This window comes from Buttiauxella sp. JUb87, from assembly GCF_004361975.1.
GTDB classification, from domain to species: Bacteria; Pseudomonadota; Gammaproteobacteria; order Enterobacterales; family Enterobacteriaceae; genus Buttiauxella; species Buttiauxella ferragutiae.
The window spans coordinates 80,076-93,482 of record NZ_SNVY01000003.1; the positions used below are offsets into that span (position 1 = coordinate 80,076).

Sequence of the window (13,407 nt, forward strand, 5' to 3'; positions counted from 1 at the left end):
TCTGCAACCGGTTTCCCTTTTGCCAGGCAAAGGGGAATACCGGTGCTATCCTTACTTTTCCCTCTCATCAATAACCTCTGCTTAAGTTAGACATTTCCAGATCTCATACCATTTGGGAGGCTGTACCTTGTGCCGCTTCCTTAATCATTCAGATGAAATTTAAGGAAAATTTATGTCTATACGTGAACTGATTGACCCCACCAACTCCACCCTGATCTTTATCGATCACCAGCCTCAAATGTCTTTTGGCGTGGCGAATATCGACCGCCAGACGCTGAAAAATAACACCGTTGCGCTAGCTAAGGCCGGAAAGATCTTTAACGTTCCGACTATTTTTACCTCGGTAGAAACGAAGAGTTTCAGTGGATATATCTGGCCTGAATTGCTGGCGATACACCCAGAAATTACGCCTATCGAACGCTCTTCAATGAACTCCTGGGAAGATGCGGCTTTTGTTGCAGCGGTGAAAGCGACCGGGCGCAAGAAACTGATTATTTCTGCTTTGTGGACCGAAGTGTGCCTGACGTTTCCTGCCTTGATGGCGCTCGACGAAGGCTTTGAAGTTTACGTTGTGACTGATACTTCGGGCGGCACGTCGGTCGATGCTCACGAACGCTCAATTGACCGCATGGTACAAGCCGGGGCCGTTCCGGTGACCTGGCAGCAGGTGTTGCTCGAATACCAACGCGACTGGGCGCGCCGCGACACTTACGATGCGGTGATGGATCTGGTGCGCGAGCACAGCGGTGCCTATGGCATAGGCGTCGATTATGCTTACACCATGGTCCATGGCGCGCCAGAACGGAAAGCCTGATTTATCGCCGCAGGAAGCCTCCTGCCTTTTGCTTGTTTTGCATCAGGAATAGCCTATGGCTGACAACAATACTGTCACGCTGGTGATAACCCACGCTCTTAAATCAGGCCAGGCTGCGCATTATGAGCAATGGCTGGCGAAAATCATGCCAGCCGCTGCGCGTTATCCCGGACACCTTGGCGTGCACGTTATTCGCCCCACCACCGGAAACGATGTTTACAACATCGTGATTCGTTTCGACACCCTGGAGAATCTCACCGCCTGGACTAAATCGGCTGAGCGAGAAACGCTGGTTGAGGAGATAAAACCCGCGCTGCGACTTGACGATCATCTGGAAGTTCGCACCGAAAATGCCTTCTGGTTTACCCCGGAAACCCCAGCGCTGAAACGCCCCGCGCAATGGAAGCAATTCCTGATCACCCTGGCGGTCATTTTCCCGAGCACCAACGTCGTGCCGCGTGTTACCGCGATGCTTTTTCCTTCGCTGCACGGCTCGCTTTTGTTGCACCTCATCAATGATGCGCTGGTTGTCGCGCTGGTGGTGTGGCTGTGGATGCCAGTCATGACGCGGCTGTTTGCCGGTTGGCTGAAAAAATAACGTTTTACTGAGGAGTACAGGTTATGTCGCAAATTGCCTCACTCATTCTCACTAACGGTCAGTTTCACACTCTCGACAGCGAAACGCCGCTCGCCGAAGCCGTGGCGATCAAAGACGGTAAAATTGTTGCCGTGGGCAGCGAATCCTGGGTGATGAATTTTGCCAATGAAGAAACGCAGCGTGTTGATCTCAAAGGTTATACGGTGATTCCAGGCCTGAACGACTCACATCTGCATTTGATTCGTGGCGGCTTGAACTACAACCTGGAGCTGCGTTGGGAAGGTGTGCCTTCTCTGGCCGATGCCTTGCGTATGCTCAAAGAGCAGGCATTACGCACGCCGTCGCCACAATGGGTGCGCGTGGTCGGGGGGTGGACGGAATTTCAGTTTGCCGAGCACCGTATGCCAACGCTTGAAGAACTCAACGAGGCGGCACCGGATACGCCGGTTTTTGTGTTGCATCTCTACGATCGCGCATTGTTAAACCAGGCGGCACTAAAAGCGGTGGGTTACACCAAAGACACGCCCAATCCAGCGGGTGGCGAGATTATGCGTGACCGCAACGGTAATCCAACGGGCATGCTTATCGCCAAACCGAATGCCATGATTCTGTACTCGACGCTGGCGAAAGGGCCGAAATTACCGCTCGATTTACAGGTCAATTCGACGCGCCAGTTTATGCGTGAGCTTAACCGATTAGGGATTACCAGCGCGATTGATGCCGGTGGTGGGTTCCAGAATTACCCGGAGGATTATCAGATAATCGACCAGCTTCATGCCGAAAAGCAGATGACGGTGCGTATCGCCTACAACCTGTTTACCCAGCGTCCGCAGCATGAGCTGGAAGATTTTGAAAAATGGACCGATATGCTGAAACCGGGGCAGGGCACTGATTTCTATCGTGCAAATGGTGCCGGGGAAATGTTGGTCTTTTCAGCCGCCGACTTTGAGGATTTCTTGCAGCCGCGTCCGGATTTACCAGACGGTATGGAGCAAGAGCTGGAACGTGTGGTGCGCCATTTAGTGGAACATCGTTGGCCATTCCGTCTTCATGCGACTTATAACGAATCCATCAGCCGTATGCTGGAGGTGTTTGAGAAGGTGAATCGTGAGATTCCGTTTAACGGCCTGCACTGGCTTTTTGACCACGCCGAAACCATCAGTGAAAAGAATATTGAGCGCGTTAAGGCGTTGGGAGGCGGTATCGCGGTCCAGCATCGCATGGCTTTTCAGGGCGAATATTACGCGGCACGTTATGGTGCCGAAGCTGTTAAACAGACGCCGCCTATCGCGAAAATGCTCGCCGCTGAATTACCAGTTGGGCTGGGGACGGATGCGACGCGTGTCGCCAGTTATAATCCGTGGACGGCGCTTTACTGGCTGGTGTCGGGGCGCACGGTAGGCGGGATGCAAATGTATGACGACAATAACCGGCTTTCGCGTGATGTGGCGCTTGAGCTATGGACGGCTGGCAGCGCGTGGTTTTCCAGTGAACAGGGTAAAAAAGGGCGTATTAAAGCCGGGCAACTTGCCGATTTAGTCGTGCTTTCAAAAGATTTCTTTAAGGTGCCAGAAGAGGAAATCAAAGGCATTGAATCGCTGTTAACGCTGGTGGATGGCAAAGTGGTTTATGCAGCAGGTGCCTTTACCGCGCTTGCTCCACCACCGATTCCAGTGCTACCCGAATGGTCGCCTGTGGTGAACGTTCCTGGGCATTACCGTTCGGCACCGCCAGAGGCTGGGAAAGTGGGGATGATGGCGCAAGTTCACCAATGCTGCGGAAGCTGTAATGTGCATGGTCATCAACATGATACAGCGCGTAAATCAGCGATACCTGTTGCTGATGAAGGCGCATTCTGGGGCGTGATGGGCTGTTCTTGTTTTGCTTTCTAGAAACTAAAAAAGGCCGCTTGCGCGGCCTTTCTCGTCAAAAACGTTTAGCAATTACAGGCTAGAAACGTTTTCGCTCAGGTATTTAGCAACGCCGTCTGGAGATGCGTTCATGCCTTCTTTACCTTTTTCCCACTGAGCTGGGCACACTTCGCCGTGCTCTTCGTGGAATTGCAGCGCATCAACCATACGCAGCATTTCATCAACGTTACGGCCCAGCGGCAGGTCGTTAACAACCTGGTGACGCACGATACCGGCTTTGTCGATCAGGAAAGAACCGCGCAGAGCAACGCCTGCGTCTGGATGTTCGATGCCATAAGCTTTCTGAATTTCACGCTTAATGTCAGCAACCATCGCATATTTCACTTCACCGATGCCGCCTTTATCAACAGGGGTTTTACGCCATGCGTTGTGAACGAACTCGGAGTCAAAAGATACACCAACGACTTCTACGCCACGTTTCTGGAATTCTTCGTAACGCTTGTCGAACGCAATCAGTTCAGACGGGCATACGAAAGTGAAGTCCATTGGCCAGAAGAACACAACGGTGGTTTTACCATTGGTGTGTGCTTTGAAGTTGAAGTTTTCAACGATTTCGCCACTGCCGAGTACGGCTGCAGCTGTAAAGTCAGGGGCTGGACGAGTAACCAGGACCATATGTACTCCTGTTAATTTTGTTAAAGTGAGTGTTAACGCAACGGGGGGGAGTATAGGGGCGGCAATCCCTCTAACTCAACCATACTGTGCCGATTAATCAGATAGGATTTACCTATCAAAAAATGAATATTCGCACAGCAGCGATCCAAAGTAGCCCTTTTTTATAAAAGGGCAAGAAGTAAATAACCACGCTGAGATCGGTTACAAACTTTTTTGTTCTGCCATCGCCATCATGCGTGGGTAGAACTGCCAGAACAATTCTTCAAGCGCAGCGTAATGGGTATCAAGATCTTGCCAGGAAGCTCGCAAAGCATAGAGTTTTGGTCTACGCGTAGCCATCCCATTGAGAACATTAGCAATAAATGCCATGTCGCTATAACGCTCGAGCCAGCGCTCGTCCCACAGATAGTGATTAAGATTGATAAAGCGTTCTGGGGTATCGATTAAAAAGGGTTCGATATTGGCACGCGCGTAAGCGACAAATTCTGGCAGCGGCGTGTTTGGGCAGAGTGTCTGCCAGTGGCGTGAAACGAAATGGTCCCACATCACATCTAATGTTATCGGGGCGACACGGCGAGTTTCAGGGCGGAACCATTGTCGCGCAATCGCCACCTCCGGCAAGCTATCGGTCAGCACATCGACGCGACGATGCATATGGATACCCGCCACGACGTCACCCGGATAGCTTTCATTCGGGTTGCCACGGACAAAATCGGCAAGCAAATTCCCCAGAAGTGAGCTGTCAGCAAGGCTTGCAAGATGTAAATGGGCGAGAAAATTCATAGTAACCTTAATTGTCGATTCAGCATTAACGGGCGTCCTTTTCCTTGCAGGGAGTGTCCCCTGGCACTAGACTGTAGCGCCACTTTTTAAGTCTTGAGCTCTAAACCATGCGTGTTGCCGATTTTTCCTTTGAATTACCTGAATCCTTGATTGCCCACTATCCACAAGCACAGCGCAGTGGGTGCCGTTTGCTGTCTCTGGAAGGGCCCTCGGGTAATTTAACGCATGGCACTTTCACCGATTTGCTCGATAAGCTCAACCCTGGAGATCTGCTGGTCTTTAACAATACCCGCGTGATCCCGGCGCGCCTTTTTGGCCGTAAAGCCAGCGGCGGCAAGATTGAAGTGCTGGTCGAACGTATGCTTGACGACAAACGTATCCTCGCGCATATCCGTGCTTCTAAAGCCCCTAAACCGGGTGCTGAATTGTTGCTGGGCGATGATGAAAGCGTACATGCCACGATGGTTGCGCGCCACGATGCGTTGTTTGAAGTGCAGTTTGAAGACGAGCGCAGTGTCCTTGATATTCTCAACAGCATCGGCCATATGCCGCTGCCGCCGTACATCGACCGCCCGGATGAAGACTCTGACCGCGAGCTGTATCAAACCGTTTATAGCCAGAAACCTGGTGCGGTTGCCGCGCCTACTGCCGGCTTGCACTTTGACGAGCCATTGCTCGAAGCGTTGCGCAATAAAGGCATTGAGCAGGCGTTTGTGACGTTGCACGTAGGAGCCGGAACATTCCAGCCTGTGCGCGTGGATAGCATCGAAGACCACATCATGCACTCCGAATATGCGGAAGTGCCACAGGACGTGGTTGACGCGGTGCTAGCCTGCAAAGCGCGTGGTAATCGCGTTATCGCAGTAGGAACCACTTCAGTTCGCTCATTGGAAAGTGCGGCGCAGGCCGCAAAAAACGACCTGATCGAACCGTTCTTCGGTGATACCCAAATCTTCATCTATCCAGGCTATCAATACAAAGTGATTGATGCACTGGTGACCAACTTCCACCTGCCGGAATCGACTCTGATCATGCTGGTTTCCGCGTTTGCTGGTTATAAAAACACCATGAACGCCTATAAAGCCGCTGTTAACTCCGAATATCGATTTTTTAGTTACGGGGATGCCATGTACATCACGTACAATCCGCAGGCGATAAATGAGCGCCCTGGCGCCTAATCAGTCAATTCTACGTCGCCGGTCAATCCGACGACGTTTTGTCTTAACCATCAGACTGTTTCTCTGATGCTGGAGGAAATGTGAAATTTGAATTAGATACAACCGACGGACGCGCTCGTCGTGGCCGCCTGGTGTTTGACCGTGGCGTTGTAGAAACGCCTGCTTTCATGCCTGTTGGCACTTATGGCACCGTAAAAGGGATGACGCCAGAAGAAGTTGAAGCCACTGGCGCACAGATTATTCTGGGCAACACCTTCCACTTGTGGCTGCGTCCTGGTCAGGAAATCATGAAGTTGCACGGTGACTTACATGATTTCATGCAGTGGAAAGGTCCAATCCTGACTGACTCCGGTGGCTTCCAGGTATTTAGCCTGGGCGATATCCGTAAAATCACCGAAGCTGGTGTGCATTTCCGCAACCCAATTAACGGCGACGCGATTTTCCTCGATCCAGAAAAATCCATGGAAATTCAATACGATCTCGGTTCCGATATCGTGATGATCTTCGACGAATGTACGCCATATCCTGCTGACTGGGATTACGCGAAGCGTTCCATGGAAATGTCTCTGCGCTGGGCACAGCGTAGCCGCGATCGCTTTGATTCTCTTGAGAATAAAAATGCGCTGTTCGGCATTATTCAGGGTAGCGTTTACGAAGATTTACGAGATATCTCGGTAAAAGGTCTGGTAGAGATAGGCTTTGATGGCTACGCTGTCGGCGGCCTGGCTGTAGGTGAGCCGAAGGAAGACATGCACCGGATTCTGGAACATGTTTGCCCGCAAATCCCTGCAGATAAGCCTCGTTACTTGATGGGCGTAGGGAAACCGGAAGACCTTGTTGAAGGTGTTCGTCGCGGTATTGATATGTTCGACTGCGTGATGCCAACCCGCAATGCACGTAATGGTCACCTTTTTGTCACCGATGGTGTGGTTAAAATCCGCAATGCTAAGCATAAAGATGACACTTCGCCGTTGGATTCTGAATGTGATTGCTATACATGTCGCAATTATTCACGTGCCTACTTGCATCATCTTGACCGTTGCAACGAAATACTCGGCGCACGACTCAACACGATTCATAACCTGCGCTATTACCAGCGTTTAATGGCTGGTTTACGCAAGGCCATTGAAGAGGGTAAATTAGAGCACTTCGTGAGTGATTTTTACGAGCGAACCGGTAAACCAGTTCCACCTTTGAATGTTGATTAATTTAATAATGAGGGATTTTGAATGAGCTTTATCATTTCTGATGCGGTTGCTGCAACAGGTGCTCCGGCGCAAGGTAGCCCGTACTCTTTGATTCTTATGCTGGTGGTATTTGGTCTGATCTTCTATTTCATGATCCTGCGCCCACAGCAAAAACGTACCAAAGAGCATAAAAAGTTGATGGACTCTATCTCTAAAGGGGATGAAGTGCTGACTACTGGTGGTCTGGTTGGTCGCGTAGTGAAAGTAGCTGAAACTGGCTATATCTCAATCGCGCTAAACGACACCACTGAAGTGGTTATCAAGCGTGATTTCGTAGCTGCCGTTCTGCCGAAAGGCACTATGAAGGCGCTGTAATTTTCGTTTTTCCCTAAGGGAACTACCGTGCTAAACCGCTATCCTTTGTGGAAGTACATCATGCTGATCGTCGTCTTTATCGTCGGTCTGCTATACGCACTTCCCAACCTATATGGTGAGGATCCGGCAGTTCAGATCACTGGCGCGCGCGGCGTCGCCGCCAGTGAACAAACGCTGATCCAGGTCCAGAACACCTTAAAAGCAGATAAAATCACCGCTAAGTCTGTGGCGCTATCCGAGGGTGCAATTCTTGCACGCTTTGACACCACTGATACGCAGCTGCGCGCTCGTGAAGCGCTGATGGGCGTATTAGGCGACAAATATGTCGTCGCACTTAACCTTGCTCCGGCTACTCCTCGCTGGTTATCCGCTATTTCCGCAGAACCAATGAAACTGGGTCTTGATCTGCGTGGTGGCGTGCACTTCCTGATGGAAGTCGACATGGATACCGCACTGAGCAAGTTGCAGGAACAAACCATTGATAACCTGCGTACTGACTTGCGCGAAAAGAGCATCGCTTACACCAACGTGCGTAAAGCCGATAACTATGGTGCTGATGTTGTCTTCCGTGACAGCAAAACGCGTGATGACGCTATCTCTTATTTATCTCCACGCCATCGTGACCTGGTGATTTCCGCTCAGGGCAGCAACGCATTGCGTGCTGTAATGACGGACGCTCGTCTGAGCGAAGCGCGTGAGTATGCTGTTCAGCAGAACATTAATATCCTGCGTAACCGTGTAAACCAACTGGGTGTGGCTGAACCTCTGGTACAACGCCAGGGTGCAGATCGTATCGTGGTTGAATTACCTGGTATTCAGGATACTGCACGTGCGAAAGAAATTCTCGGCGCGACAGCAACACTTGAGTTCCGTTTGGTTAACACCAACGTGGATGCCACCGCTGCTGCCTCTGGCCGCGTGCCGGGTGACTCCGAAGTGAAAAATACCCGTGAAGGTCAACCGGTTGTCCTGTACAAGCGTGTGATTCTGACCGGTGACCATATCACTGACTCCACTTCGAGCACCGATGAATACAACCAGGCACAGGTGAATATTTCACTGGATAGTGCTGGCGGTAACATCATGTCTAACTTCACCAAGGACAACATCGGTAAACCGATGGCAACCCTGTTTGTGGAGTACAAAGACAGCGGTAAGAAAGATGCAACCGGTCGTTCAATTCTGGCGAAACAAGAAGAAGTTATCAACGTGGCAAACATTCAGTCGCGCTTAGGTAACAGCTTCCGTATCACCGGTATCAGCAACCCGAACGAAGCGCGTCAGCTCTCTTTGCTGCTGCGTGCGGGTGCATTGATCGCACCAATCCAAATTGTTGAAGAACGTACCATCGGTCCAACCCTTGGTATGGAAAACATCAAGCAAGGTCTGGAAGCGTGTCTGGCAGGTCTGGCAGTTTCAATCATCTTTATGCTGTTCTTCTATAAGAAGTTTGGTCTGATTGCGACTTCCGCATTGTTGGTAAACCTGGTGATGATTGTCGGGATTATGTCCCTGCTTCCAGGGGCAACGTTGACCATGCCGGGGATTGCGGGGATCGTGTTAACCCTTGCGGTAGCCGTCGATGCTAACGTACTGATAAACGAACGTATTAAGGAAGAACTTAGTAACGGGCGTTCGGTGCAACAGGCTATCCACGAAGGTTATCAGGGCGCGTTCAGCTCTATTTTCGATGCTAACATCACGACGCTTATCAAGGTCATCATCCTGTATGCCGTAGGCACCGGGGCAATTAAAGGCTTTGCGATCACGACCGGTATTGGTGTGGCGACGTCCATGTTTACCGCAATTGTCGGTACCCGTGCCATCGTAAACCTGTTGTACGGCGGCAAACGCATCAACAAGCTGTCTATCTGAGGAGTGCGTTGTGGCACAGGAATATACTGTTGAACAATTAAACTACGGCCGTAGAGTCCATGACTTTATGCGCTGGGATTTCTGGGCTTTCGGTATTTCCGGATTCCTGTTAATCCTTTCCGTCGTGATTATCGGGGTGAAAGGTTTTAACTGGGGTCTGGATTTCACCGGCGGTACCGTCATCGAAATCTCGCTGGAAAAACCAGCCGATTTGGACATGATGCGTAGTGCACTGGAGAAAGCTGGATTCCAGGATCCGTTGGTTCAGAATTTTGGTAGCAGCCGTGACATCATGGTGCGCATGCCACCTGCCCAAGGGGAAACCGGTGGTCAGGTGCTGGGTAGCCAGGTCGTTAAGGTCATTAACGAAGCAACCAGCCAGAATGCCGGTGTAAAACGTATTGAGTTCGTTGGCCCAAGCGTGGGTGCGGATCTGGCTCAGAATGGTGCTTTGGCGTTGTTAGCTGCGCTTATCTCCATTCTGGTATACGTCGGTTTCCGTTTTGAGTGGCGTCTGGCTGCCGGTGTGGTTATTGCGTTGATGCACGACGTCGTTATCACTCTGGGTGTGCTGTCGTTGTTCCACATTGAGATAGACTTAACCATCGTCGCGTCATTGATGTCGGTTATCGGCTACTCACTGAACGACAGTATCGTGGTATCAGACCGTATCCGTGAGAACTTCCGTAAGATCCGTCGCGGGACTCCATATGAGATCTTCAACGTTTCTTTGACGCAGACTCTGCATCGTACGTTGATCACCTCTGGTACCACATTGGTGGTGATTCTGATGTTGTATCTCTTCGGTGGGGCAATGCTGAAAGGCTTCTCCCTGACGATGCTTATCGGTGTTTCTATCGGTACTGTTTCTTCCATTTACGTCGCGTCCGCGCTGGCGTTGAAGCTGGGCATGAAGCGCGAGCACATGTTGCAGCAGAAAGTGGAAAAAGAAGGTGCGGATCAGCCATCGATTCTGCCTTAACCTTTAGGGTTTTGCTGGAAGCTAAAACCGCAGCCATTGTGCTGCGGTTTTTTTTCGTCTGAGTAAAAGTCTCCTGACAGTATGCTGTCAGGAGGGGCTAGTTAGACTCAATGTTGAACATCATCATTGAGGAGTTAAACATGAGCACTATCATCAATTGGTTTGAAATCCCGGTACAGGATCTGGAACGTGCAACAGCATTTTATGAGGCTGTTTTCGCGACTGATTTTCATCGTGAAACGATGTCTGGAATGGAAATGGCAATCTTCCCACATACCAAGCCGAATCCCGGTGGAGCACTACTAAAATCTGATGCGTTTAAACCTTCTGCGCAAGGCACGGTGGTTTACCTGCATGCGCCTGATTTAAGCGCCATGCTTGAACGGGTGGCCAAGGCCGGAGGCGAATGTGTGTTCGGCCCGCAGGAATTACCGGATGACATTGGTACTTTTGCACTCATCACCGACAGCGAAGGGAATCGGGTTGGCTTACATCAACCGTCTTGAGTACGGATATACTGAACAGAAAACGCCTGCCGGTTATGCTGGCAGGCATCACATCGTTCACAAAAGAAACCTATGAGCCGAAGAGCGGATCGCCTTTTTCAAATAGTACAAATTCTGCGTGGACGTCGGTTGTCGACGGCGGCTCTGCTTGCCGAACGCCTCGAAGTATCCGAGCGTACTATCTACCGTGATATTCGTGATTTGTCCCTGTCTGGCGTTCCCATTGAGGGTGAAGCGGGCTGCGGTTATCGCTTATTACCCGGCTATGATTTGCCGCCGTTGATGTTCACCCCTGGTGAAGTGGAAGCGTTAGTTGCGGCGATACGTTTAGTGCAAACGTGGAGTGGTGAAACACTTGCGCAAGCGGCGGGCACAGCAGAGGAAAAGTTGCTTGGGGTACTGACGCCGCAGCGGCGAGTTGTTGCGGAGCGTTGCCGCATCATTTCGCCAGACTTTAACAAATACCCGCAGGTTAAGACCTGGTTTGATATTTTTCATCGTGCAATCGGGGAGTTACAGGTGCTTCATGTTTGTTATGAAGATGAGAAGGGGCGAACGTCGAACAGGAATGTCCATCCACTTGGGCTGACATTTTGGGGCGAGGTATGGCTGCTAGTCGCCTGGTGCGAAGTGCGTGAGGATTACCGCAGTTTTCGACTCGATCGCTGTGTATCGGTAGATCCAACAGGACGATACTTTTCAGAGCGGCCAGATCGTTCATTGGCCCATTTTATCCAATTGCAGCAAAGTGAAGGATGTTTGCCGGAAACAAAAAAGCCGATCGGCTAAGAGCAGATCGGCTTTTTCTAAAGCTTCAGACGGTTATCAGAAGTTGTACCCAACCACTAAGTAACCACCCCAACCGGTAGAGCGCACGTTGAAATCACCTTCACCGAAGTTCAGGCTGGCGTTATCTGCCCACTGACCACCGTTGTGCCAGTAACGGGCAACAACTGAGTAGTGCCAGTGATCGTAGTTTAGAGCCAGGACATGGCTGGAAGCGATAGAGTTGCTGGTACGCGCATGTTTGCCGTTATTGTCGATGAAGTTGTCATCGCCCAGATCTGAACCCCAGTCAAAGTTGGTGAAGCCGATGTAGCTCAGGTTACCACCCCACAGGCTGGTAATCGGTACAAAGTATTTCACTTTAAAACGGTAGCCATCCCACTGGTTTTCGTTGGATGCGCCATAGTTCTGCCACTGGTATTTCGCATACACGTTCAGAGACAGGCTCATTGGCAGACCGGTGTCGATATCGGTGCCCAGACCCATGTACCAGGTGTTTTGTTTGCTGGCATCGTTACCGTGCGCGCCCATATCATAGATATAGTTGTTGGCGATGTACCACTCTTTGAATGGGCCAAATGCCAGGCTGGTGCCGGTCAGCTTATCAATAGAGAAGCGCGGTTCGATCTCCATGAACATACGTGAACCGTCGTCCCAGATACCTTTGTCGTTGCCGTTACCCCAACCGAAAGTTTTTGGAATATCGATGTAGCCATAAAAATCTAACCAATCTTTTTTGGCAAATGCTTCATATTCCAGATACACGTCGTTAGTGATCTGTGGTCCAAAGCGGGTGTGGTAGCTGCCCACAACGTTGACACTTTGATGCCACCAGTCGGAAACATATTCGGAATTTTTTGTATCTTCGGCGTGAGCCGTGAAAGAACTTGAAAGCGCCAGGACGGTGCTAGCCGCCAAAATAATTTTTTTCATTTTATATGCCACTGTTTTTTACATGATTCCCGTGAGGGCAGGGAGCGAGTGATCACCTAAAGTCATCAACCATTCAGCTGGTTTCTTATTGACGCGCCTATTATAGAAATCCCTGCTCACAAAAATATGCTTCATTTCACATTATCGCTGCATGCGTAATCGATTGCGTTCACGTTTGCGCACATTAAAAACGGGCGAGATTTTACCTGTATCGCCAATTTAAGCAAACAGAAGCTAATTGGTTACAAGTTTATGTGATTAAGATCACTAGATTTAATGCTGTGATGAGAGGGTTTTTAACGCATAGCGTCCAGGTAGATGTAACAAAAATCGTAGATGTGACTGTGGGTTACCCCCGCAAAGACCTGTCTCTTATATTCGGCACATCCCTGTGCCGAACCACTTCGTGGCCAACGCAAGCGTTGTTCAAAAATGTTCCTGACATTTTTGTCCGACGATCGCTCTCTTTCGCTGCTCCGGCAGCTCAACCCTGATTTATGGGGAACACCGGGGCAATTTATACCGGGAACAAGGTCAAAACCGGATCGGTGCTGTCTTTAGCCTTTGACGTTGACCCTGGGTTCCGGCTTCAATCGCGTCGTTTTTCACCCTTCAATCGGGGTCACGTGGTCGGGAACCACGTGAGTGAGCGATCGTCGGGAACGAGTCGCGAACGACCGCGAATGTTGGGTGAAAAACGGTGTTTACCGCTTGCGGCGATTGATTTGCCGGGAGTCTGGGTTCTTAGGGTGACGACGGTGGTCACCCTAAGACGTTCACCGGTTCAGTGGCTATATAAAACACTGAACACCGAGTGAACGGAACAGTCTCCCAACTCACTGAG

At 50.5% G+C, this 13,407-nt stretch carries 13 protein-coding genes; 10 read left to right on the top strand and 3 right to left on the bottom strand.

Features of this window, described 5'->3' with window-relative positions; genetic code table 11:
- Positions 1-172: 172 nt before the first annotated feature.
- The 3 genes from EC843_RS12475 to EC843_RS12485 are packed head-to-tail and all read left to right on the top strand — an operon-like array spanning position 173 to position 3,304.
- Positions 173-814 carry a hydrolase gene (locus EC843_RS12475; RefSeq protein WP_121814234.1) on the top strand — a complete coding sequence of 214 codons (642 nt, stop codon included), beginning with the start codon at positions 173-175 and terminating at the stop codon, positions 812-814.
- A 55-nt stretch (positions 815-869) separates the two neighbouring features.
- Entirely contained in the window at positions 870-1,412 is a 543-nt protein-coding gene (locus tag EC843_RS12480) for an antibiotic biosynthesis monooxygenase (RefSeq protein WP_121814233.1), read from the top strand.
- Positions 1,413-1,435: 23 nt separating this feature from the next.
- Positions 1,436-3,304: an amidohydrolase gene (locus EC843_RS12485; RefSeq protein ID WP_133522323.1), complete on the top strand. Its 1,869-nt coding sequence runs from the start codon at positions 1,436-1,438 to the stop codon at positions 3,302-3,304.
- 51 nt (positions 3,305-3,355) lie between these two features.
- Here EC843_RS12485 and EC843_RS12490 read toward each other — a convergent pair whose 3' ends face one another.
- Both EC843_RS12490 and acpH read right to left on the bottom strand, forming a co-directional pair.
- Positions 3,356-3,958 carry a peroxiredoxin C gene (locus tag EC843_RS12490; protein ID WP_064549195.1) on the bottom strand — a complete coding sequence of 201 codons (603 nt, stop codon included), beginning with the start codon at positions 3,956-3,958 and terminating at the stop codon, positions 3,356-3,358.
- A gap of 201 nt (positions 3,959-4,159) precedes the next feature.
- Positions 4,160-4,741: an ACP phosphodiesterase gene (gene acpH / locus EC843_RS12495; protein ID WP_133522324.1), complete on the bottom strand. Its 582-nt coding sequence runs from the start codon at positions 4,739-4,741 to the stop codon at positions 4,160-4,162.
- A gap of 107 nt (positions 4,742-4,848) precedes the next feature.
- On the opposite strand from acpH, the gene queA reads away from it, so the two are divergent.
- The 7 genes from queA (at position 4,849) to EC843_RS12530 (ending at position 11,633) form a co-directional block, all read left to right on the top strand.
- Positions 4,849-5,919: a tRNA preQ1(34) S-adenosylmethionine ribosyltransferase-isomerase QueA gene (queA, locus tag EC843_RS12500; protein ID WP_064549191.1), complete on the top strand. Its 1,071-nt coding sequence runs from the start codon at positions 4,849-4,851 to the stop codon at positions 5,917-5,919.
- Between the two features lie 80 nt (positions 5,920-5,999).
- The gene (gene tgt / locus EC843_RS12505; RefSeq protein ID WP_064549189.1) at positions 6,000-7,127 is read left to right on the top strand and encodes a tRNA guanosine(34) transglycosylase Tgt; all 1,128 of its coding nucleotides are present in this window, start codon (positions 6,000-6,002) and stop codon (positions 7,125-7,127) included.
- A 21-nt stretch (positions 7,128-7,148) separates the two neighbouring features.
- On the top strand, positions 7,149-7,481 hold the full coding sequence (gene yajC, locus EC843_RS12510) for a preprotein translocase subunit YajC (protein WP_034457929.1): 333 nt from the start codon (positions 7,149-7,151) through the stop codon (positions 7,479-7,481).
- A 27-nt stretch (positions 7,482-7,508) separates the two neighbouring features.
- Positions 7,509-9,356 (top strand): protein translocase subunit SecD, encoded by a 1,848-nt coding sequence (gene secD / locus EC843_RS12515; RefSeq protein WP_074388604.1) that lies wholly within the window; start codon positions 7,509-7,511, stop codon positions 9,354-9,356.
- A gap of 10 nt (positions 9,357-9,366) precedes the next feature.
- Positions 9,367-10,338 carry a protein translocase subunit SecF gene (secF, locus tag EC843_RS12520; RefSeq protein ID WP_064549185.1) on the top strand — a complete coding sequence of 324 codons (972 nt, stop codon included), beginning with the start codon at positions 9,367-9,369 and terminating at the stop codon, positions 10,336-10,338.
- Between the two features lie 140 nt (positions 10,339-10,478).
- Positions 10,479-10,844, top strand: a complete 366-nt coding sequence (locus EC843_RS12525; RefSeq protein ID WP_064549342.1) for a VOC family protein — start codon at positions 10,479-10,481, stop codon at positions 10,842-10,844.
- Positions 10,845-10,916: 72 nt separating this feature from the next.
- Positions 10,917-11,633 (top strand): YafY family protein, encoded by a 717-nt coding sequence (locus EC843_RS12530; RefSeq protein ID WP_133522325.1) that lies wholly within the window; start codon positions 10,917-10,919, stop codon positions 11,631-11,633.
- 36 nt (positions 11,634-11,669) lie between these two features.
- Here EC843_RS12530 and EC843_RS12535 read toward each other — a convergent pair whose 3' ends face one another.
- Positions 11,670-12,563 (bottom strand): nucleoside-specific channel-forming protein Tsx, encoded by an 894-nt coding sequence (locus EC843_RS12535; protein ID WP_064549181.1) that lies wholly within the window; start codon positions 12,561-12,563, stop codon positions 11,670-11,672.
- Positions 12,564-13,407 lie beyond the last annotated feature (844 nt).

Bases quoted from the DNA above. Each gene is read 5' to 3' on its own strand.
- EC843_RS12475 (WP_121814234.1), top strand. From the start codon at position 173: ATGTCTATACGTGAACTGATTGACCCCACCAACTCCACCCTGATCTTT.
- EC843_RS12490 (WP_064549195.1), bottom strand. From the start codon at position 3,958: ATGGTCCTGGTTACTCGTCCAGCCCCTGACTTTACAGCTGCAGCCGTA.
- queA (WP_064549191.1), top strand. From the start codon at position 4,849: ATGCGTGTTGCCGATTTTTCCTTTGAATTACCTGAATCCTTGATTGCC.
- acpH (WP_133522324.1), bottom strand. From the start codon at position 4,741: ATGAATTTTCTCGCCCATTTACATCTTGCAAGCCTTGCTGACAGCTCA.
- EC843_RS12485 (WP_133522323.1), top strand. From the start codon at position 1,436: ATGTCGCAAATTGCCTCACTCATTCTCACTAACGGTCAGTTTCACACT.
- EC843_RS12525 (WP_064549342.1), top strand. From the start codon at position 10,479: ATGAGCACTATCATCAATTGGTTTGAAATCCCGGTACAGGATCTGGAA.
- EC843_RS12535 (WP_064549181.1), bottom strand. From the start codon at position 12,563: ATGAAAAAAATTATTTTGGCGGCTAGCACCGTCCTGGCGCTTTCAAGT.
- EC843_RS12530 (WP_133522325.1), top strand. From the start codon at position 10,917: ATGAGCCGAAGAGCGGATCGCCTTTTTCAAATAGTACAAATTCTGCGT.
- EC843_RS12480 (WP_121814233.1), top strand. From the start codon at position 870: ATGGCTGACAACAATACTGTCACGCTGGTGATAACCCACGCTCTTAAA.
- yajC (WP_034457929.1), top strand. From the start codon at position 7,149: ATGAGCTTTATCATTTCTGATGCGGTTGCTGCAACAGGTGCTCCGGCG.